Source organism: Agrobacterium vitis, assembly GCF_013426735.1.
In the GTDB taxonomy this organism is placed as follows: domain Bacteria; phylum Pseudomonadota; class Alphaproteobacteria; order Rhizobiales; family Rhizobiaceae; genus Allorhizobium; species Allorhizobium vitis_D.
In genome coordinates this window covers 1723393-1741788 of the sequence record NZ_AP023272.1, presented here as the reverse complement: position 1 = coordinate 1741788, position 18396 = coordinate 1723393, and the positions used below count along the sequence as shown (strand labels likewise).

Here is an 18396-nt window from a genome sequence, read left to right as displayed (position 1 = left end):
TCACATCCTCAAAAAATTGGTCAGGCTCTCACCCAGGGAGGCCCCGGTCATTGCTTTGACGAAGTCAGCCAATTGGTGGGTACTGTCTTTGTTGCCGCCAACCGCCTCGCCACCGATCGGCCCGGTGTCCTGGTTGGATGCGAAATAGGCGAGAGCGCCTGCAATCGCGCTGTCGCCGTGGCGCTTATGGCCATCCGAGCCGACCGTGTGGACATTGTCGGGAACCTTCGCCACGCCGCGCGTCATCTGGATCAGGCGATAATCGCCCATCGTGTCATCGTCGCGTGGCAACTCGATATAGCCGTTCTCGAAAGCGTCCTTCAGCTTGGGCATGTTCAGCATGTACCAATCCAGACTGAACTTAATTTCCGACACCAAGGACGGACCGAGCTTCTGGCGCGCGGCTTCCGCCAGATAGGCACCATTGCCGCCCGCATCGAGCGCGGCATGGAAAAACCGAGGCAATCCGTCAATGATGAAGAACAGGATCTCCTTCTGGGTCTCGAAAGGCACATCCCGCATTTCCAGAATAAACGGTGTCAGGCGTTGCAGGTTGGTGGTCACCAGCATCGGATGCACGACGGACAGGTCGCCGTTTCGTGCGAAGTCCTGGCCCAGGCAGGAACGAAAAGAGCGTTCGACCTGATCCAGAACGGGTTTCAGGTGTTCCTGGCAGAAGGCCAGCGCCTCAGCTTTGCGGACATGCTCCGGCCAATCGACAAAGCCCTTCGGAGGCATCCAGCGGATAATCGGCACTGCCGGGTTCATCCGAGCCTCGATCAGCGCACGCGACAGATAGGCACCGGCTGACTGCGAGGGAATGCAGAACAATTCCTCGTCAGCGCCGGCCGCATAGAACTTGATGATCTTTTCGCGCCACTCAGCCTCGGTCTCCGGCGACCAGGTCTTGCGAGTGACAAAGCAGATGCGCTCGTAAAGCCCTTCCTTCAGCGCCGTATCGAGATCGATCTTGATATGCTCATAGGGCAGCTTGCCCGCATGGATATCCTGGATCTGGGTGTTGAACTCGTTTTCAAACCCATTGTGGGTCGAGCAGACGACGACCTGGCCGCCCCACATCAGGAAGGCCATCGCCGCCTTCAGCAGCTCGGCAAGTTTATCGACAAAGGCGGCCTCGTCGATCATCACCACGCCCTGCTTGCCGCGAAGGGTGCGTGGCGCGGAAGACAGCGCCATGATCTCGAAGCCGGAAGCAAAGCGGATCCGGAAAGCCTGGATTGACTTGTCACCGTCAGGCGATTTGTCTTCAAAGAAGGTTTCTTCCACCTCCATGGCCGCATGCGAAAAGGCCCGAGCCCACATAGCGCAGGCGTCGATAAACTCGCGGGTCATATCCTGGGCGTAGGAGATGTACATGACATCCATGCCGCCCGCTTTTTTCTCGCGAGCGGCCCGCAGCACGGCATAGGCGGCAAAGCCCCATGTCAGGCCAATACGGCGAGACTTTTCGACAAACAGAACCTCGACGCCAGCGCTTTCCAGCAGCGAGACCACGCGCTGCTGGTATCCAAGGAGCGCCTTCGGCAATCCGACTGATGAAATAACGTTCTGCATTTCGTCGGTGGAAAGGCGACGGGCATTCGCCCACTCCTCCTTGGTAATCGGACCGCTCATGGCCGATCCTTTTCAACGCCCAGGATCTGCGCCAGGATCGCGTCCGTCGTGTCGGAGGTCAGCCCCCTTGCCTTGGCGACATTTGCAACGGCGGCTTTCGCCTTTTCGGCGAAATCAGCTTCGACCTTGCGCCGGCGATCCGAAGACACGGTTTGCGCCTGGGTGGAGGCGCGAAGCGCATTGGCCAGAGCCATCGCGCCCTTCGGATCGATACCGCTTTCGCCCTTGCTGGTGAGCAGTTCGAAGATCAGCGTCTTGATGGCTTCGGCCGCGATCAAGGTCAGATCGTCGCTGGACTGCGCGTCGAACTTGCCGGCAATTGCCGTGGCGATCTCGCGGGTCTCATCCAGCCGTCGGGTCATCGATGCCAGGCGCACGGAGTACCGATTGAAAGAGCTGAAGGACGGGATACAGATCTCCAGCTCGCCGCGATATTCCCGATCGAGCGCCTGAAGCTTGGAGACGAACTCCTTATAAAGGTCAGTCTGCGTTCGGTCGCGGTCCTGCAGGGCGTCGGATGCCCAGGCAACGATCGGTCCGCATTCTTCCGGCAACAGTTCGATGCCACTTAAGCGTCCGCGCCCCATGATCAGATCCCCGGCCGACGCGGGCGCGCAACGCCCTCGATGGTGATTTCACGATCCAGGTGCCGCTTGCCATGGTCGGACAGGGTGGCGAGCTTGATCTCGTCATCGATATCGATGACGGTCAGCGCCCCCAGGTTCCGCAGATATTCGATCTGCTGGTTGAGCCAGGGCCGATCCTGATAGATCGCATTCAGGCGCAATGCCGGAGCCAGCAAAGCAGACGAAAGGCTTTCGCTTTGCTGCTTTGCCAGCTCCTGGAGAATGACCAAACGGGCTTTCTCCCTGGTCAGCTTTTCATAGTCAACCGCGATGCTGTTCATTCTTTGCTTGCTCCAAAAGGACTTCGTTCAGCCGCTCGCCCATCGCCTGGATGGGGGCTAGTTTTTGCTCCATGGCCGAAAATCGGCCCGCTTGTGCGACTTCGATCGTGTTGAGACGCCCGGCGATTTCCGCCATCGACAGTTCGAGGCGATGGGTCGTGCCGCGATCGGGAAGGTGCTTCAGCTCGCTCTCAAGCGACTGGATACGCCGGTCGTATTCAACCAGCTTGGCTTCCGCTTTCACCATGCGTTCTTCGAGCTTCTTCTCACCGGTCGACATCATGGTGCGAAACTGCGTGAGCAGGTTGATGCTGTTGAGCGCCAACGAGATCAGAACGCCGATGGCTGTCATATCGAGGATCATCGGCAATAGACCTCGCGCTCTATCGATACCTGGCAGTCGAAGCACCGGATGGCGGATGGATAGGCAAATCGGCGCGCCTGCGGAATGGCATGCCCGCAATCCAGGCATTCCGCTGCCCCTGCCTTCTTCAGGTCGGCGCGGGCCGCTGCCACCTTGGCGTCACGCTCCTGTTCAACCCGCTCCTCGGCCAGTTCGAAATGAAGGTTACTGAGCATGGGTTCCCCCCGAAACAGCGGCAGCCCGGCGCGCTTCGCAGGCCCTGAGAGCCGTCCTGTCCGTGCCCCAATAGGATGCGCTTTCCGGCTCGCTCAGCCTTCGATCTGGCAGTGGAACCGGAGGATCGCACGGCAACTTGGCGGCGGCGGGAACGTCACGCTCGACATAAACGGTCTTAACCACGGGCGGGGTTTCAGCGTTGGTTGAGCAGCCGGACGCGGTCGCGGCCAATGCCACCAGTGCCATCATCCGGCAGAGACGCATTCTGTTTCTCCAGTGCATCGGCGCGCTGATTGGCGGCCTCGATCTGATCACGGGCGGCGTCCTGCGCTGCCATGGTTTGCTTGAGGGTCTCGGCAATCTTGGCCTGGGCCTGGGCGTTCAATGTCTCGATCTCGCCTTTCCAGTAAGCATCGCGCTCGCTGCGGGCCGTGCTGGCGGCCTTGTCGATCATCCCGTCGATCTTGCCGATCGCGGCCACCCCGCCCCAGATGATGGCGGCAAGAACCGCAAGGGCAGCCAGACCGGCGATAACGTAACGGCTCATGACGGACCTCCGGCGGGAGGCTCAAGACAAGGCGGATCCTGTTTTGGTCCCCGCGTCATTGCCCGCATGTCGAGAGAGCCGAAGGCGCGATGCACACCCAGCAGCGCAACAATCAGGCCGACCATGCTTGGCACGGTGACATTGCCGAACGCCACGGCCTGGTCAGAGCCAAGGCAAGCGGCGACGGTCAGTGCCAGGATGACAGTCCAGGCCAAGGCACCGGAACACCAGAGCCATTGCTTGGACGTGGTGTAGGACGGCTTTTGCATCAGTCGTCACTCCATGTCTGGCTGACCATCCAGGCGAAGGGGATGGCCAGCAAACCGCAGGCAACCGCGTGCAAAAAGCCGGGACCAATGATCCAACCTGAGGCGACGGAAACAAGCAGGTAGACGGCGACAAACAGCACTGACATCCCGATCTTGCGTTTGAGGCTGATCTTCATACGATCGCCGCCTGAAAATGCATGCCGTCGCGGCGCTGCGGCGACCAGCGGCCGCCCCAGATCCAGTCCTCTGCTTCAAAGGCTTCGACAACACGCGGGTCCATGTCCGGTGTCGGATCGCCAAGCGCATTGTGTGTCGGGTCCACATCAACCGCGCAGCCATAGGCATGCATGGACAAAGCGGCCTTGCCTCGCATCAGCCGCCAGTTATAGCCACCACCGATCAGATGCAGGTTCTTGGCTTCAATGGTCTTCTGGGACTTGCCGAACACATCCCAGATATTGCCGAGGACGCGGCCGAGGCTGCCAGCGACCTTGGTGTGGACGCGGAACGATTTAAGCGGGATGGTTTTGTCCCAGGCCGCTACGGCCTTCCACGGGATTGGAACAAGGACCAGGCTTGCCCTTTCCCAAGCCGGATCAGGTCCGGCAACGCCTTTGGAGATTTTGAGGTTCTTGCCGTAGAAATCGGCAGCGGCAGACTGTTGAGGCCAATTGGTCATGATCGTTCCCAGCATAAGAAAACAGCCGGGCAAGACCGGCTTTGCTGAGGACGATTCTGATCGTTATGGGCGCATCAAAACAGCCGCAAGGGTTTGCGGGTCAGAGGCCGAAAAGGTCGAGTTGAGAGCTTTCGCCGGCTTTAAGCCAGTTGCGAATGGTGACATCGGTGGTGTGAAGTTCCCGGGCGATGTCGTTGGTGGTGAAGCCCTTATTATACTTTAAATGGGCGGCAATAAAGGGCTTTCCAGTCGGGCAGCGGAACCCACCGGGGCCGACATGTCGGGCAAGTTCAATTGCCGCTACCTTGCCGATCGCCCGCGCCACCGGCGAACGATCCTGCGGGTTTTCCGAGAGATAGACGTAGGAGCCGCCAAAGGCCAACAGGAACTGGACGGTCTTCTCGATACCGATCGCCGTCACATAGGGCTGGATATGGGCGGGGACGCAGATCTCAGCCACAGACCTGGTCTCCTCGATGCCGGATGCGCTGGCCCAGTGCATTCATCACCATCTGCCAGTGGCTTGCCTTGAGATCGCCGATCCAGCTCACCTGTTCACCGGCAATGGCGATAACCTCGGCATCAAAGCCCTGGCGAACCATGAGGCTGCAGCTGGGATGCAGGATCTTCCACTGCGCCCAGGCGATCTTTGCCCCGTCGCTGGCCAGCCAATCATACCCATTGGTATTTCCGAAACCGACGCCGGCCTCGCGAGAGAGCCAACGTTTCAGACCCTCGATGGCGGATTTCGCATCGTCGGCATGGTGCAGAAACCGGACATGATCCAATCCGGTCTGCCGGGTCACGAAGGCGATCAGGGCTTTATCGTCCCTGTTCTCGACGATACCGAGGTTCCAGGCGGCGATCCACAACGCCTGGAGCTTCTTTGCATACCGGCCGGCGAGCGGCTTGCGCCTGCCTGCTGCGGCCGGAGCCGGAGCAAACCCTTCACCCCGGAACACCTTCAGCACCTTCTGGCGCTCGGCCTCGGTCATGTCTTTGGCGGATGGCTTGCCGGTGATGTTTTTGAGCTTGGCCCGGTAGGTGTCCTCATCCAGGCCGAGCTGCTTCTTGGCGACGTGAATGGCGGCGATGGAGGAGGTCATGCCGCCCCCGCTAAATCCGCTTCCACCATCAAATGGGCCGCCGCGACCTGCGACGGCGTCGGGCATGGCTCGTTAGCGTTGATGACATTGAGGATGCCGCTCACCCCGAAGGTCGCCCCGCATTCATAGCGCACCAACAGCATACGTTCCTGCTGTTCGGTAACGGGCATGGCGGGCTGACCGCAGACCGGGCAAGTCTTTTCACCCTTCAGCTTTGTATAAAGAGCCATCATCGCTATTCTCCTCACACCTTCGCCAGATCGATCGTCACCGCCTGCCAGCCATCGGCCGCACTCTGGCGCGTGTAGAACCGCACATATTCCTTGGACCCGGTCACCGTGATCGAGTTGCGGATCGCCTCCATCGCCCGCTTCCAGCGCTGATCTTCAATGTCGAGGCGCAGAAGCATGAACAGCTCCGATTTGTTGATTTGGCCTTCCTTGTCGGTATTGAAGGCGCGCGTCACAATAGCCTGGATTTCCGGCCGGCTTTCGGCCGACCATTCCGTCAGGCATTCGTCGATCAAGCCCTTGGCGATCTGAAGCTGCGGGCCGAAGCTGATCTGGTCAGATACCTGCACCACGACTTTCATCTTGCCATCGACTGTCTGGTAGGTCCGATTGCCCTTCTGCCCACCAATCTTCGCCCCGTATTCCTGGGCCAGCAGCGCATCGAACGCGCCGAGGTCGGCCACCGTATGCCCGCGAAACCGTGCAATCCGGGCTGAAAGCTCGATGGCATATTTCATGATCTTGCGGACGGTCTCGTCCTGCAATTTGTCTTCCGGCTTGATATTGGCGGTCGGCAGAAGATTGCCCTTGGCATCTTCCATGAACGGCCGGCCGTTGATGATGGTGATCCCGTCATCGCTGGTTTCTTCGAGAATAATCGCTTCCATGTTGCTAATCCCTGATGGTTTTGACGGCGTTTCGAACGCCCTTTGAGGCCGCCAGGAGGGCGTTCAGCGCGCGTCTTTCATCGCGTGTGCCTTCGCTGGCTTCGTACCGGTTAAGAGCGTGCCAGAGTGTGCGGCCCGCCTGGATCAATGCCTGGATAGGAGGGCGGCGCAGAACGGCCGCCTCGTCCTCGCGCTCTGCCGCCCGCAGGGCCTTGATCACCAACGGACCGACGGCATCGGCCAGCTGATCGACAGGGATCTCCACGGGAACGACGAGCTTTTTCATGCGGCGTCTCCACCGTCATATGGCCCGCTGCCGCAGGGATCGATGACACGAACCCGGGTTGGAAAGCGCACCACGTTACCGGCAGCGATATCGATCATCGGGCCGGGCTTGCGCCGATCCGATCCTCCCTCGCCGGCCGTCTGAAGGCGATGCTCGAGAATGCGCATTTCCTCTTCCATATCGCGCGACAGTTCCCGAACTGTCTTGAGATTGGTCAGGAGTTTGGTGACATGATCAGGTGCCAGTTGAAGACCGGTCTGCTCGAATTCGCGCAAGCGCTGGCAGATCGAGTGGATCATATCCGAAGGGAGTGGAGCGCAATTCATGAGCGGCCTCCGAAATCCGGCCGGATGATCTTGGCATCGGCATCCTTTGCCAAACCGGCAAACTGTTCGCTGGCCAGTTCGTCGACGATCTGTCGCCCTGCTTTGCCCGCCTCCGTCAGCCGGTGGACGGCAAGTTCCTGCTCCATGTTTCGGGCAAGCCTGGTCAGGCCATCGAGAAAATCCGCTTCCAGCAGCAGTTCGGTGGTCTGGATCGTCGGCCGGTCTGCCAGACGGCGAATGCGACCGGCTGCAGCGTGTAGTTCTTTGTGGAGGCTGATCATGCCATGTCCTCCACATCACGGTTCTTCCAGGCGGCCTGGATGAACTTGAGGCTGACCTCAGTCCCCTCGCCCGTTGCCACCATGCGGGCCATGCGCATGGTCTTTTCGATCTGGCGGAATGCCCCGCCCTTCATACCAATGCCCATCAGAAACTTGATGCAGGCCGGATCGGTTACGCTCCAGGCGGCAATATAGGTTTGCAGATCTTCGGGATATGGCTGCACCCGTTGCAGGCGCTTGCCGATCCGGCTTTTCAGCTGGGCATAGGATGGCCCTTGCCTGCCTCGGGTAAAGCGGCTGTAAACCTCGGAATTGCCGACAACCGCCACCCCGCACCTGTAGACGTCAACGAAATGGCGCAGCTGGTTGAGCGCTTCATCATTCAGATGCTGGCCCTCATCGACAATCAGCAAAGTGCCGTCGCCGGTGCGCTTCAGCTTGCCGCCGATGGCACGGGCCAGCCGGGCGGGGTTATTCTCCTGAACGCCCAATTGCTCGGCCAGCTCGGTCAACATGCCATGCACCGTCTTGGTGCTTTCCGAGACGGTGGCGTGATAGACATGCGGGCGCGTGTTGGTGAAATATTCGCAGGCCGCCGTCTTGCCCATGCCTGCACCCAGCGTGATCATCACCAGATCGGGGCAGATCTGCGCCCAGGTCAGGGTTTCCAGCACTTCGGCAGAGCCGCGCAATTGCATGAATGAGGGCGCCTGCGGGATCATCGCGGCCACACTGGCAGCGGCCTGCAGGGCATCCAGCCATTGTTCGATTATGGCATTGTGGTTATCCAGCCGCCCTTCATAACGCCCGGAAAACCACTGGCTGAACGTTGCGTCCTTCATGCCTGAACGGCGAGTGACCTCGGCCTTTGTCCAGCGGAACTGGCGGGCAACGGCAATCACCCGGTCGACCAGCTCCCACCATTTTTCGATATCGGCCTCGCTCTTGTTGGCCGAGACTTCCGGGGCCTGCAATGGCCGCTCCCACGATCCGCCATTCAACTGGCCGGTCGGGGGGCTTGTGAAAACATGTTTGTTCATCTAACTATAGCTCCGTCAAATAGCCCATTCGGGCCTGTTATCGGGCAGTCCTAGGACTGCCCTTCTTTTTTCCGGAACCGTACGCATTACTCTTCGGCTCGTTGTTCCCGGCGTCCGAAACACGCGACACCGGGCTATTCCCTCGCGGGAATTCAATGACCCCACCGCCCTGAACCAGGCCCAGTGCGCGGGAAAAACTGTCTTCGAAATGCTGATCGGAAATCGCCTCGACCGGCGCTTCCACCTGCTGGCTGCGGGTGATTAACCGCGTCACGGCTGGCCGGATCGGCTCTGGTGTGTCCACCGGCTTGGGCTTGGATCCCTTGTAATAGATTTCGCCAAGCTGCTGGGCGCTGAGGGCTGCTTCCGCATCGGCCTTAAGGCGCACCGCCTTCTTGTGGGTGTTGGCAAGACGGGAGTGCAGACGAGCATCATCGATATTGCTGAAGCCCGTATCATCCAGGCACTCCGCCTCGCAGATCAGCCGGTTCTTCAGGTCATAAACCCTGATCGGCTTGTGAAGGGCGTCCGGATCAAACCGAATAACGACTTGCTTTCCCGCCCATTCGTTCAGCGACCGGTTCCAGTATCTGTTACCCTGGAAATGGACTTCGCCGCTGCCCTTACGGGTCTTGATCGCTTCCGATGCCAGCAGCCAAAGCGAGGACTGCGCCTTTGAAGGCACCCGAACAATCGTCGTCGGCGTCGCCATGGAAGCCGCAAAGGTCTCATCAAAACTGCGCCCCTTGCAGTTCTCGGCCCGGCGTCCCTCTTGCGCATTATGCTCGACAATCTGCGCCGCCACGTGCGCGCGGAAATCATCGAGCGGAATGGCCCGCTCCATATAGTTTTCCGGCTTCGCGTCCGGCTTGTTGCCGCTATATGCCCCGGAACAGAAAGGATGCTTGGAAATGTTTTCTGCCAGATCCCGCCAGGCGCGCTCGATTGGTTTGGACTGGCCGGAATAAGGCCGGGTCCAATGCACCTCAACCCCGAGCGTGGTCAGCAGTCCGCGCGGATCCTCCGGCTTCACCTTGAAACGGAAACGCTTGACCGTGCCGCCGGTGATCCACTTGCTGGCAAAGGCCCTGCCGTTATCGATGTAGATGTCCTCAGGGATACCGAAGGTCTCGACCATGTCGCCGATCACCAGCCGCACTGCTTCCCAAGTTTCGGACTCAGACAGCCGCCATGCGACGATCTTGCCGGAGAAGAGATCCTGAATACCGATGATGAAGAAGCGCACCGGCTTTTTCGACCAGGGAACCGAAACGAATACGTCGACCTTGTGGCCATCCATATTGACCATCTGCATCGCATGCAGATGCGCGCGGCTGCGACGCTGGGCCGGATAGAGTCCCTTCGCCTTGTCCCTGCCCTCGCGCTTCAACAACGTCACGGCCTTGCCGACTTCGCGATCGAAACGGCGGCGCAGCGACCGCTCGGAGGGGATCGGTGACCAATGTTCGCGCTTGGCGACCTTCATCATTCGGCGATAGCAGGCCGCAAAAGCAGGCTTTTCCGGCCGCAGATAGTCGGATTTCAGGAACACCCAGGCTTCAGGATGGATGTCAGCCATTTCAGGCATGATCTCGAAGCTGGGCGAAAGAGACGGAGCCAAAGCCGCCAGCCAGTCTTCGCGGCTAAGATCCTTTGTCAGAGCCCTCCAGGCATAATAGGCCGACTTTTGGACACCGGCATCAGCCGTGGCAATGGCAATCGCAGCGGCGCGGGTGACGCCCGGCTGGGCGGCCAGCGCTTCCACCCGGCAAAGCACATCCAGACGGTTTTTGCAGATCTCTCGATGCTCGTTTGAAAGCCGTTCAAACCGCGCCCAAATCCGATTTTTACGAGCCATGATCGCCTGCCATTTCTCGGGCGTTTGCGATCCCTCAGCAATCGTCAGCCGTGTCTGCGCAGCATGCGGCAGGAGGGAGACATGATATTCCCAGACCTTTTTGGTTGTGCCTGCGACCTGCCGCGCCACGCCGTCATGGCCCCTCCAATATTGGCTGGTCGCAAGCCTATGCAGGCTCGCAACATTGTGCGGCAGATCCGGCAGCTTCAGCTCCGCAAGCTCGGCCAGCGAAAACCACTCCTTCATGACCGCCCCCTGGAAACCAGCGTCACCGGGCGCGCACTTTGGCGGCGGATTTCCGCCTCGATGCGCTTGCGCTCCTGCCGCAGCCTGGAGATCTCGGCCAGTCGTGCCTCGTCACCGATCAGCACAGTCACGCCCTGAACAGAGGCAACCTCATCCCAAAGCCAGAGCGCGCCCGTGGCATGAACAAAGGCCGTGAAGCGGATCAGCGTCACATCGTGACCATTGCGGCTTTCGGCGGTATAGGCGTCCAGCGTGGCTTTGCTGACATTCGGCAGGCCGAGATAATGCGCCATGCGGGCGGCGATGGTCGGCCGGTCATAGTCGCATTCACGAATGGCGCGGGCCATCGCCCGTTTGATCTTGGCGCGGTAGCGATCGATATCGACCTGCTTTGCCCCATCGCGCACCGGGAAAACCGGCTGGGCGAAAAAGTCGAGCTGGGAAGGATCCGGCTTGCTCATTGGGCAGCCTCTTGAACATCATCCACCAGACCGATGGACTGCAGGAAGCGCTGGCGTGTTGCCTCATCTGCTCCCTTCCAGGCCGTCTTCAGCTGATGAAGAACGATCGCCTGCTTGTCGGCATCCGAGATCGGTGGTGCTGGATCTTTGGCCCAGGCCAGAACCTTTTTGATATCCGGTTCCTTCTCCAGCCCGGCAACAATCCCGGCCTGCTTGCTCGGACCAGCTTTGGCGAGCTTGAGCAGTAGCGATTGGTTGTCGGCGGCAGGGGTGCCGCGAAGCGCGGTACGAAGTGCGGGGGAAAGGCTTTGTGCGATTTGGTTTAGCCGCTTTACGGACCGCTTCGAAAGCCCCATACGTTGGGCAACGTGCGCAGAAAATCCACGCTCGGCTTCGTCCTCAAGCAATTGCACCAAATTTGCTCGGTGTCCTACCGAAGGGCCAACTTGGCCCTTCGATTGCTTGAGGTTGTTCGCGGGGTCAATCTTCCCATACTTCTGCTCCCACACATCGCGGTAGCTCTGCACAAAAATCGCCCGGTCAATCACCGAAAGCTCGTTGCGAAACAGGTTCTCGGTAATCTCAAGCAACTGCGCCTCGGCCTTGTCGGCCTCGACCACCATGGCCTCGATTTCGCTTTCGTCATTCAGCACCATGGCCCGCAGGCGATGAGCGCCGGCGACAAGCGCATAGTTTCCGCCCTTGGCAGCCCGGGTGCTACGCACCGTGATCGGGTTGAGCAGCCCATGTTCGACAATGCTCTGGGCAATTGCCAGGGCGTGGTCTTCCTCGACCGCCCGCAGGCGCTCTGGAACCACGATCTGGTCAATGGGAATGGTTTTGAACTCGGCCATCAGGCAGCGTCCTCCATGCGGGCAGTCAGCGAGGCGCGGGCCGCAGCCGCCATCCTGCAATAATGCTGTTCAAATCGTGGGGTCTGCAGGCGGCGGTCGATCGTTCGAAGCGCCCGGTTGACGGCCTCACGGGAGCGCTCCTGATGCTCCACCACCCGCCGTTTGGGGATCAGAAACACCCGAACCATCAGGTGAATGACGACCTGCCGGGCCAATGCCGCATCGAACCATTCATGCGGCGGATCGATGATCGCCTGGACAGTCAGATGCGGAAAACCGTCATGCACTGCCATCACACAGGCATGAAACGCCCCGTCATGCAGCGACGCCTGGGAGTGGAGGTTCAGCATGGGATGCCCCCTACTCGGCGACACATCCACAAGCCCTTGCGGCCGTTTTCGTCGGCACGAATCAGAGGAGCATAGCGGTCTCGGAGCCGCCACAACTCGGCTCCGAGACCTGTCATCACCCCGCAGAGACGACACGAGGAGACGATCGAAAGCCTGATCGCGCATCTGGAGGTCACGGAAAACAATGCCTCCGCCTTGTTGCGACGGGAAATTTCAGAGGCGGCCATTGAGCGCCTCCGCGAGATTGTCGTGAAGAAGGATTGAGGAAAGAAGCTGCGCGGCGATGGCCTCATCCTGCTTGTAGCGCAATGCTTCAAGGGCAAGCTCAACAAGCCGGGCGGCGGTTTCATCTTCACCGGCTGCATCAATCAGCTTCCGAAGGACGGCATCGGCGGCACCCTCCGCGATGGAGGGGTTTTCGGTGACAATTTGAGCGTGTCGATTTGTCATTGTTCGTCTCGATGTTCTGGGGGAATGTTTGCGTGTGGCGCGGATCGCTGGACTGGACAGCCGGAACGAAGGAGCTTCTGTGTGGGAGTGCTTTTGTTCTGCCGGTGAAAACCCGGATGCCAAAGGCTAGAACAGCAAGCGATCCGCACCACCTCAGGCAGCCTCGCGGGTGCCGGAGCTTTCAAGGCGGCGCTTTTCCATGTTGGGCGGGCGCTGATAGTTTTCAGGCGGCTGCGGTGCACGCCGTTGGCCATCAGGATGGTATCGGCTGCGCCACAACAGATGCGGGCGGGTCTTCAAGGCAGCGGCAATCGCCCGTTCGCCGGCCAGATTGGCCTGCTGCAACGTGTTGCCGGCCGTGCCGCGCGGCAAGCCATATTCCCGGTCGATCGCCAGCAGCGTGAGACCGGCCACATTGAGCCTGGCTTTTATGCGATTTATCTCATCAAGGCGCAGTTTCGCTGCCTTGTCCGCAATACGGGCACGGTGCATAATAGTTCCTCGTTGTGAACGGGGAGGCCCTGACTGGCCTCCTTTTTCATGGGTGATTGGATCTGTATTTATAGAGAGGATAACGAAGTTTCATCGTTTTGCAAACGATATTTCTTCGTTTAATGGCATGGCGCGTCCAGAAAACATAAAAACACCGCTCGGCCAAAGGCTTACGGATGTCCGGAAAGCGATAGGGCATGACAATAGGAAGAGCTTCGCGGAGCTTCTTGGGATTCCTGCCGATACATTGGGAACTTACGAGCGCGGCGTGAGCGAACCCAATATGACGCTCTTAAGCGCTTACAACGGCCTGTTTGGGGTCAATCTGAGCTGGCTGATCACCGGCAATGGCGAGATGTTTGCCAACACCTCACAAATCGAACTGCCCGAGGTCGTTAAACCCGACTTCGTCATGATGCCCCAATACGATGTCTGTGCTTCAGCCGGAACCGGCCTCCTCCCCGTCAACCAGATGCCAACCAGCGAAACAGCATTCGAGCGAAAATTCCTACGAGATCTCGGCGGCGCCCCCGACCACTGCTTCCTCATGTGGTCCACCGGCGACAGCATGCTGCCCTCAATCCCCGACAACGCCCTCCTCATCGTCGACGCCAGCCAAACCACCGTCGACCACGGCCGCATCTACGTCTTCAGCGTCGGCAACGCCGTCCTGGTCAAACGGGCAAACTGGCGTATGGACGGACGGCTGGAGCTGATCTCAGACAACATTGCAGGGAAGTACCCGGTGGAGACGTTTGACGCGAACCGAGTGGAGGATCTGGCGGTCGTGGGTCGTGTGATCTTCGTGGGGCATCCGCCGTGATCGCACCCGACGGAGTAAAGCCGTTTAGGAGTGAAGCGTTTCAAAAGAAGCACTTCCTACGCGGGATCTAGGCTTCAATATCTGCACATTCTGCCGCACGGTGATCCAACCATTCTCATGCGACCGAAAACTTCGGCGTCGGAGGCAGCGGACCAACCCGTCATTATTTGGGTTTTGCAGTGTTCTGCCCAGGACACTATGTCGACGCTATTCAACTTCTTGTTGTTCCATGATATTCCTCGACTCGGTTTTTGGGTGGGGTTCAATGACAACAATAATAACTATTTCGAGTGAGGATGATGCATGGCGCGTGCTGAGCGACATCCTAAACGACAAAATCGATGCCGAAGATGTGGAACTAGATTTCGGTGACGCCGCCTGGGCGAAGGTCCACCTAAATTTCAAGGGTGACATTTTCCACCAGACCGTCACGGCCTCAATGATGCGTGGAATTGTGGAGTATCAAGCCGCATTCTATCGAACCGCCGCGCTGCTTATTAAAGATGATGCTCGCGTCAACAGGCTTACCGATCAGGAAAAAGACGATCTTGAACTTATTTTCAAAGTCGAAGAAGGAAGTTCCGAACTCAACGCTGATGCAGCGGAACAACTAAAAGGCGTTTTGGGAAAGTGTGTTGATAAAATGGGCAGCAAACAAGTTTTTGCGACGGCTCTCGTCGTTGCGCTACTATTTTTTGGCAGTCCGCAAGTTGCAAACTATCTTAATAACGACGTTGAAAAGACGCGTATCGAAACTGCTTTCAAAGAAGAGACCGCACGCATAGAGGCGGAAACAAAGAGACAAGAAATCGCAAGTACGGAGCGCCGTGACACTCTCCAAGTTATCAAGGACTTGGTGCAGGAAAATAAGAGAAAGACCGACCTGCTTGAGCAAGCATATAAAGAATCGGCTGCAGCAAAACACGTAGGAGAACTGAACAGGGAGGCCGTGGGTGAGATCATCCGTAACAGTTCTAAGGCTGATGAGATTACGATCCAAGGGGTTACCCTTCAACAGAACCTCATCCGTGAGATAACCCGTTCGCAACGCTCAAGCTCGCAGGATGTCACCATACAGGACGAGTTCCAAGTCGTAGGAGTGGTATCCGAGGACGATTACAGTTTTGTCGTTCGTTTGCAACGTGTCAGCACAGGAGAGATCATCGTTGCCACTTTAGACGACCCCCTTTTGAGCGCGAGGCATCATAAGGCTATCCAGCAGGCTGAATGGAAGAGAGCTGCCGTTGTGGTAAAGATTTCTGCGCGGAAAGTCGGGGATAGCTACAAGGATGCCAAAATCCTGCGTGCATTCACGCCACGCAAGCGATCATGATCTATACAAGTGACGACGACTTTCTATAAGTTAGACACTCAGAACTCGGTTTTTATTTGGTACCATTTATGTTTTAGAACGTTCCTATGGCTTCTTACGTAGTCCATATCGAGCCAGACTCAACTTTGGCTAACCGTGACCCAATATTAACTTTGACCGAGTGCTCGTCGGATGCGGCTGGATTGCTGCTATCAGAATTAACCATCATTAGTAACTTTGCCGCGACACGACGGGCCTCAAGCTGAAGCCGCTTTGCGCCGTATCGACCGCCGCTTTCCGGGAGCCATGAGCCATTCCAATTCAACAAGCAAGCCATACAGTTCCACCGCAAGTTCCCTATACTGCTCACTCCAATCAATCCGCACCTCAGCAATCTTTTGGTGGTCCGCCCGCTTCAACTTTAAAACGAAAATAACGCGCTTGCAATCGCGGCAGCTACGACGAGGAAGACACCGAGAAATCCACTAAACATCCCCTATCCCCCATCAACCTCACTTAATACTAGCGCGCCCATAGAACCGACCAACTCGCCAGGCCTTCCGTGCATTCATTACATCTAATATTTCAATCGGCGGCGACAGCAACCTTGGTTACTCTGCTACCTCCACGACCTCAGCACCATTTAGTTCCGATTCCTCTTCGGAAACAAATGAAAGATCGCCAAGATATCGTGCGTAGGTGGTCTGAAGATACTTGAAGGAGCGTTCAGTATCTACGTTGGCATCCAAGTGTTTCTGAACGAAGTTCATTCTAGCTTTGCAGTCAGCTATGATTTCTGACCAGGTCTTCACCCATATTTCGATATGCCCTTCATCTGATTGGTAGATCATTCCCCTTGGCTTATTTTTTTGCTTGATCTCAGCTTTGGCATAAGAATCCATGTCGCTCGAAACTACCCAAAAGCTCCATCGCGTCTTAAGTGATTGAAACCGTTCATCATCAGCAACCGTAAAAGCATATCTCTTGATCTGTGTAATTTCGTCTGAGCCTATCTTCACCGACGGTCGTTTTAATTCGACAACGAGATGCTCTAACTCATCTTTATGATTTTGAGGAACTGAACGAGAAAGCATTAAATCAACGATACAAACCTTACCATCGATCCTCTTAACTGGACCGTCTATTACGATCTCATCACCCAAAAGGCTTTTGTGTTTCTTAAGAACAGCTGTAAGAGATTGATCGCTCACCGTCAGATTGAACTCTTCTCCGAAAATCCAAGTATTATTGTCAGCGATCATCCGGTGAAGCTGACTGCGTTCCTTCAGTACCGCTCTAATTTCCGGGTGAAAAAGCACATGCTCCAATCCGTGCACAAACTTCAAACGGTCTGTGACCATTCTCGATGCTGCTATTATGTTAGGCAGAGCGGCGTCTTTAAGGAGCTTTGATAGTTCTTTTCGTGTGTTTTCTGGTAATTCAAGGACTTCAGTTAAAATATGCTGTAGCTCTTCTGGCCCGCGCTCAATGCCTTGGCGCAACATGCGAAGCTGGAAAGCTTTCGTTTTCTTGCTAAGATCCTGGAAGCCACCTAAATGCTTCTTGACGTTCAAGGCAACAATATCAAAAACCTTGCGCTCAGCCTTCTCTACAGCAGTTTCTGGGTCACGCTCATAAGGATAAATTTCTTGAGCTTTCCACTGATCAATTTCGGAACTGATTGCCTCGATATCTCGGTCGCGAAAGTAGGCTTTTATTGCTTCTGCCGTAGATTCCAAGGCCTTGATCAGCGGCGGATTCATCTCCGCTAGCTCAAGCAACCCTTGCTCCTGAAGTGTAATTACATAAGAAGATTTCAGATAAGCCGAAAATTGATGCCCAGGGCTATGAAAGCGCGGAGTGATCCTATGGAGCGGAAAGCCCTCCTCGCCGCAAAGAAAAAGCCACCTTTCGGAGGCAGACTTCCATTCAATCACATTAAGTTTACATTTATGACTAAGATCGTCCGTCTCAATGTCCGGCAAATCGAGAGATACTTGGGATTTAATATACTCTCTTGGATCAACCTTTTGGTTCTCGACGTAAATGGCCGCGTCCCGATAATCAGTTAGATAAATAGCAAAAATTTCAGCCAGTGCGGGAATAGATTGCTCGTGATCTAGCGATCTAAAGTCTCTCTCAAGTTCAGATATGAAGACTTCTACGCCAGTTCGCATGTTAGATACGACATCGGGTTCTGTAACGCGAACATCTCGAATATCGTCACTCGAAATCGTAGCAGTGAATCGGTACGTCTGATCTCCATCTCGGTAGATGCTAGTCCATTTCGCGACCCTCCCCAATGCTAAGGCTTTGAAGCGCCCCTTCCCTTCTTTCCCGTGGAGGATCCTGCCTCTTTGCCGGGATTTTTGCCCATGCGCTTTCCACGAGCCTCCGAGCTTGCTGAAGCTTCTCTCAACGTCCTGAGGCGTCATTCCGGTACCGTTATCTTTTATCGTGATGGATCGTCTTCCAATGCTATCCTTATCGTATTCAACATCGACACGCGTGGCATCAGCATCAAGGGCATTCCAAATGATCTCCGCAATGGCTGGAATTGGCCGTGACGCTGATAGCTTTTTAAGATGATCCCGCTCAACAGCAACTTGATAGTGCTTAACTTCCATCTCTTCCCCCCCCAATTAAATGCGAGTGTATTAAGACAAAACTCCACCCAAAGTCGAATCATTTAATGAAAGATTTGCTGGTTTTTACGTCTAGAATTCGCGCGATCTCTATATCTGAATAATTAAAGAATCAGCGTTCCGTGAATTACCATGAAGGTGATCGGCCGGCTGCGCAAAATACACGTATAACCGCCGTTTACTGGTGACGGCTAATACCCGTTCAAATATAGAACGCCGTCCAAATCGACGTCAAAAACAGATAATAGTCTAATATGGAACGCTTTCTAAATCGGCTCCAACATCAGATAAGGTTGAAATTTGAACCGGCATACCGACACAACGTCATTTGTGGTCATTTAGTCTTCCTTT

The 18396-nt window shown here is 56.7% G+C and carries 26 protein-coding genes; 2 read left to right on the top strand and 24 right to left on the bottom strand.

What is annotated here, in order from left to right; genetic code table 11:
* The 23 genes from H1Y61_RS07985 to H1Y61_RS07875 form a co-directional block, all read right to left on the bottom strand.
* Entirely contained in the window at nt 1–1635 is a 1635-nt protein-coding gene (locus H1Y61_RS07985; RefSeq protein WP_180574269.1) for a terminase large subunit domain-containing protein, read from the bottom strand.
* A complete protein-coding gene (locus tag H1Y61_RS07980) occupies nt 1632–2222 on the bottom strand; it encodes a DUF3486 family protein (RefSeq protein WP_180574268.1) in 591 nt (196 codons plus the stop codon). Before H1Y61_RS07980 ends, H1Y61_RS07985 begins: the two co-directional genes overlap by 4 nt.
* Before the next feature lie 2 nt (nt 2223–2224).
* Nucleotides 2225–2542: a hypothetical protein gene (locus tag H1Y61_RS07975; RefSeq protein WP_180574267.1), complete on the bottom strand. Its 318-nt coding sequence runs from the start codon at nt 2540–2542 to the stop codon at nt 2225–2227.
* Entirely contained in the window at nt 2523–2906 is a 384-nt protein-coding gene (locus H1Y61_RS07970; RefSeq protein ID WP_015916614.1) for a DUF2730 family protein, read from the bottom strand. Before H1Y61_RS07970 ends, H1Y61_RS07975 begins: the two co-directional genes overlap by 20 nt.
* Complete coding sequence (locus tag H1Y61_RS07965; RefSeq protein ID WP_180574266.1) at nt 2903–3121, bottom strand: TraR/DksA C4-type zinc finger protein; 219 nt, start codon at nt 3119–3121, stop codon at nt 2903–2905. Before H1Y61_RS07965 ends, H1Y61_RS07970 begins: the two co-directional genes overlap by 4 nt.
* Before the next feature lie 194 nt (nt 3122–3315).
* On the bottom strand, nt 3316–3669 hold the full coding sequence (locus tag H1Y61_RS07960) for a hypothetical protein (RefSeq protein ID WP_180574265.1): 354 nt from the start codon (nt 3667–3669) through the stop codon (nt 3316–3318).
* On the bottom strand, nt 3666–3938 hold the full coding sequence (locus H1Y61_RS07955; protein WP_180574264.1) for an NAD(P)+ transhydrogenase beta chain: 273 nt from the start codon (nt 3936–3938) through the stop codon (nt 3666–3668). Before H1Y61_RS07955 ends, H1Y61_RS07960 begins: the two co-directional genes overlap by 4 nt.
* Nucleotides 3938–4114, bottom strand: coding sequence for a hypothetical protein (locus H1Y61_RS07950; RefSeq protein ID WP_180574263.1), 177 nt, complete (start codon nt 4112–4114; stop codon nt 3938–3940). The genes H1Y61_RS07955 and H1Y61_RS07950 overlap by 1 nt, the downstream gene beginning before the upstream one ends.
* A complete protein-coding gene (locus tag H1Y61_RS07945; RefSeq protein WP_180574262.1) occupies nt 4111–4617 on the bottom strand; it encodes a M15 family metallopeptidase in 507 nt (168 codons plus the stop codon). The genes H1Y61_RS07950 and H1Y61_RS07945 overlap by 4 nt, the downstream gene beginning before the upstream one ends.
* Nucleotides 4618–4717: 100 nt before the next feature.
* Entirely contained in the window at nt 4718–5077 is a 360-nt protein-coding gene (locus H1Y61_RS07940) for a hypothetical protein (RefSeq protein WP_235680859.1), read from the bottom strand.
* Nucleotides 5070–5723 (bottom strand): regulatory protein GemA, encoded by a 654-nt coding sequence (locus H1Y61_RS07935; RefSeq protein WP_180574260.1) that lies wholly within the window; start codon nt 5721–5723, stop codon nt 5070–5072. Before H1Y61_RS07935 ends, H1Y61_RS07940 begins: the two co-directional genes overlap by 8 nt.
* Nucleotides 5720–5956, bottom strand: a complete 237-nt coding sequence (locus H1Y61_RS07930) for a hypothetical protein (protein ID WP_041696873.1) — start codon at nt 5954–5956, stop codon at nt 5720–5722. Before H1Y61_RS07930 ends, H1Y61_RS07935 begins: the two co-directional genes overlap by 4 nt.
* 11 nt (nt 5957–5967) lie before the next feature.
* The gene (locus H1Y61_RS07925; protein WP_071203644.1) at nt 5968–6621 is read right to left on the bottom strand and encodes a DUF3164 family protein; all 654 of its coding nucleotides are present in this window, start codon (nt 6619–6621) and stop codon (nt 5968–5970) included.
* A 4-nt stretch (nt 6622–6625) separates the two neighbouring features.
* The gene (locus tag H1Y61_RS07920; protein ID WP_041696875.1) at nt 6626–6907 is read right to left on the bottom strand and encodes a hypothetical protein; all 282 of its coding nucleotides are present in this window, start codon (nt 6905–6907) and stop codon (nt 6626–6628) included.
* On the bottom strand, nt 6904–7233 hold the full coding sequence (locus tag H1Y61_RS07915) for a hypothetical protein (protein WP_180574259.1): 330 nt from the start codon (nt 7231–7233) through the stop codon (nt 6904–6906). Before H1Y61_RS07915 ends, H1Y61_RS07920 begins: the two co-directional genes overlap by 4 nt.
* Complete coding sequence (locus tag H1Y61_RS07910; protein WP_156541096.1) at nt 7230–7514, bottom strand: hypothetical protein; 285 nt, start codon at nt 7512–7514, stop codon at nt 7230–7232. The genes H1Y61_RS07915 and H1Y61_RS07910 overlap by 4 nt, the downstream gene beginning before the upstream one ends.
* Entirely contained in the window at nt 7511–8554 is a 1044-nt protein-coding gene (locus H1Y61_RS07905) for an AAA family ATPase (RefSeq protein ID WP_180574258.1), read from the bottom strand. Before H1Y61_RS07905 ends, H1Y61_RS07910 begins: the two co-directional genes overlap by 4 nt.
* A 37-nt stretch (nt 8555–8591) precedes the next feature.
* Entirely contained in the window at nt 8592–10658 is a 2067-nt protein-coding gene (locus H1Y61_RS07900) for a transposase domain-containing protein (protein ID WP_180574257.1), read from the bottom strand.
* On the bottom strand, nt 10655–11119 hold the full coding sequence (locus H1Y61_RS07895; RefSeq protein WP_071203634.1) for a hypothetical protein: 465 nt from the start codon (nt 11117–11119) through the stop codon (nt 10655–10657). Before H1Y61_RS07895 ends, H1Y61_RS07900 begins: the two co-directional genes overlap by 4 nt.
* Nucleotides 11116–11973 (bottom strand): ParB/RepB/Spo0J family partition protein, encoded by an 858-nt coding sequence (locus H1Y61_RS07890; RefSeq protein ID WP_180574256.1) that lies wholly within the window; start codon nt 11971–11973, stop codon nt 11116–11118. Before H1Y61_RS07890 ends, H1Y61_RS07895 begins: the two co-directional genes overlap by 4 nt.
* Nucleotides 11973–12323 (bottom strand): hypothetical protein, encoded by a 351-nt coding sequence (locus H1Y61_RS07885; RefSeq protein ID WP_070148838.1) that lies wholly within the window; start codon nt 12321–12323, stop codon nt 11973–11975. The genes H1Y61_RS07890 and H1Y61_RS07885 overlap by 1 nt, the downstream gene beginning before the upstream one ends.
* A gap of 213 nt (nt 12324–12536) precedes the next feature.
* Complete coding sequence (locus H1Y61_RS07880; protein WP_156637253.1) at nt 12537–12773, bottom strand: hypothetical protein; 237 nt, start codon at nt 12771–12773, stop codon at nt 12537–12539.
* Nucleotides 12774–12926: 153 nt separating this feature from the next.
* On the bottom strand, nt 12927–13265 hold the full coding sequence (locus H1Y61_RS07875; protein WP_015916627.1) for a helix-turn-helix domain-containing protein: 339 nt from the start codon (nt 13263–13265) through the stop codon (nt 12927–12929).
* A gap of 127 nt (nt 13266–13392) precedes the next feature.
* Between H1Y61_RS07875 and H1Y61_RS07870 the strand changes: the two genes are divergently transcribed.
* Both H1Y61_RS07870 and H1Y61_RS07865 read left to right on the top strand, forming a co-directional pair.
* Complete coding sequence (locus tag H1Y61_RS07870) at nt 13393–14088, top strand: XRE family transcriptional regulator (protein WP_180574255.1); 696 nt, start codon at nt 13393–13395, stop codon at nt 14086–14088.
* A 265-nt stretch (nt 14089–14353) separates the two neighbouring features.
* On the top strand, nt 14354–15421 hold the full coding sequence (locus H1Y61_RS07865) for a hypothetical protein (protein WP_180574254.1): 1068 nt from the start codon (nt 14354–14356) through the stop codon (nt 15419–15421).
* A gap of 590 nt (nt 15422–16011) precedes the next feature.
* Here H1Y61_RS07865 and H1Y61_RS07855 read toward each other — a convergent pair.
* Nucleotides 16012–18027, bottom strand: coding sequence for an ATP-binding protein (locus H1Y61_RS07855; protein ID WP_235680858.1), 2016 nt, complete (start codon nt 18025–18027; stop codon nt 16012–16014).
* Nucleotides 18028–18396 lie beyond the last annotated feature (369 nt).

Bases quoted from the DNA above. Each gene is read 5' to 3' on its own strand.
- H1Y61_RS07895 (WP_071203634.1), bottom strand. From the start codon at position 11,119: ATGAGCAAGCCGGATCCTTCCCAGCTCGACTTTTTCGCCCAGCCGGTT.
- H1Y61_RS07865 (WP_180574254.1), top strand. From the start codon at position 14,354: ATGACAACAATAATAACTATTTCGAGTGAGGATGATGCATGGCGCGTG.
- H1Y61_RS07870 (WP_180574255.1), top strand. From the start codon at position 13,393: ATGGCGCGTCCAGAAAACATAAAAACACCGCTCGGCCAAAGGCTTACG.
- H1Y61_RS07980 (WP_180574268.1), bottom strand. From the start codon at position 2,222: ATGGGGCGCGGACGCTTAAGTGGCATCGAACTGTTGCCGGAAGAATGC.
- H1Y61_RS07970 (WP_015916614.1), bottom strand. From the start codon at position 2,906: ATGATCCTCGATATGACAGCCATCGGCGTTCTGATCTCGTTGGCGCTC.
- H1Y61_RS07920 (WP_041696875.1), bottom strand. From the start codon at position 6,907: ATGAAAAAGCTCGTCGTTCCCGTGGAGATCCCTGTCGATCAGCTGGCC.
- H1Y61_RS07855 (WP_235680858.1), bottom strand. From the start codon at position 18,027: ATGGAAGTTAAGCACTATCAAGTTGCTGTTGAGCGGGATCATCTTAAA.
- H1Y61_RS07930 (WP_041696873.1), bottom strand. From the start codon at position 5,956: ATGATGGCTCTTTATACAAAGCTGAAGGGTGAAAAGACTTGCCCGGTC.
- H1Y61_RS07885 (WP_070148838.1), bottom strand. From the start codon at position 12,323: ATGCTGAACCTCCACTCCCAGGCGTCGCTGCATGACGGGGCGTTTCAT.
- H1Y61_RS07890 (WP_180574256.1), bottom strand. From the start codon at position 11,973: ATGGCCGAGTTCAAAACCATTCCCATTGACCAGATCGTGGTTCCAGAG.
- H1Y61_RS07935 (WP_180574260.1), bottom strand. From the start codon at position 5,723: ATGACCTCCTCCATCGCCGCCATTCACGTCGCCAAGAAGCAGCTCGGC.
- H1Y61_RS07975 (WP_180574267.1), bottom strand. From the start codon at position 2,542: ATGAACAGCATCGCGGTTGACTATGAAAAGCTGACCAGGGAGAAAGCC.
- H1Y61_RS07925 (WP_071203644.1), bottom strand. From the start codon at position 6,621: ATGGAAGCGATTATTCTCGAAGAAACCAGCGATGACGGGATCACCATC.
- H1Y61_RS07905 (WP_180574258.1), bottom strand. From the start codon at position 8,554: ATGAACAAACATGTTTTCACAAGCCCCCCGACCGGCCAGTTGAATGGC.
- H1Y61_RS07875 (WP_015916627.1), bottom strand. From the start codon at position 13,265: ATGCACCGTGCCCGTATTGCGGACAAGGCAGCGAAACTGCGCCTTGAT.
- H1Y61_RS07950 (WP_180574263.1), bottom strand. From the start codon at position 4,114: ATGAAGATCAGCCTCAAACGCAAGATCGGGATGTCAGTGCTGTTTGTC.
- H1Y61_RS07955 (WP_180574264.1), bottom strand. From the start codon at position 3,938: ATGCAAAAGCCGTCCTACACCACGTCCAAGCAATGGCTCTGGTGTTCC.
- H1Y61_RS07960 (WP_180574265.1), bottom strand. From the start codon at position 3,669: ATGAGCCGTTACGTTATCGCCGGTCTGGCTGCCCTTGCGGTTCTTGCC.
- H1Y61_RS07985 (WP_180574269.1), bottom strand. From the start codon at position 1,635: ATGAGCGGTCCGATTACCAAGGAGGAGTGGGCGAATGCCCGTCGCCTT.
- H1Y61_RS07915 (WP_180574259.1), bottom strand. From the start codon at position 7,233: ATGAATTGCGCTCCACTCCCTTCGGATATGATCCACTCGATCTGCCAG.
- H1Y61_RS07965 (WP_180574266.1), bottom strand. From the start codon at position 3,121: ATGCTCAGTAACCTTCATTTCGAACTGGCCGAGGAGCGGGTTGAACAG.
- H1Y61_RS07880 (WP_156637253.1), bottom strand. From the start codon at position 12,773: ATGACAAATCGACACGCTCAAATTGTCACCGAAAACCCCTCCATCGCG.
- H1Y61_RS07900 (WP_180574257.1), bottom strand. From the start codon at position 10,658: ATGAAGGAGTGGTTTTCGCTGGCCGAGCTTGCGGAGCTGAAGCTGCCG.
- H1Y61_RS07910 (WP_156541096.1), bottom strand. From the start codon at position 7,514: ATGATCAGCCTCCACAAAGAACTACACGCTGCAGCCGGTCGCATTCGC.
- H1Y61_RS07945 (WP_180574262.1), bottom strand. From the start codon at position 4,617: ATGACCAATTGGCCTCAACAGTCTGCCGCTGCCGATTTCTACGGCAAG.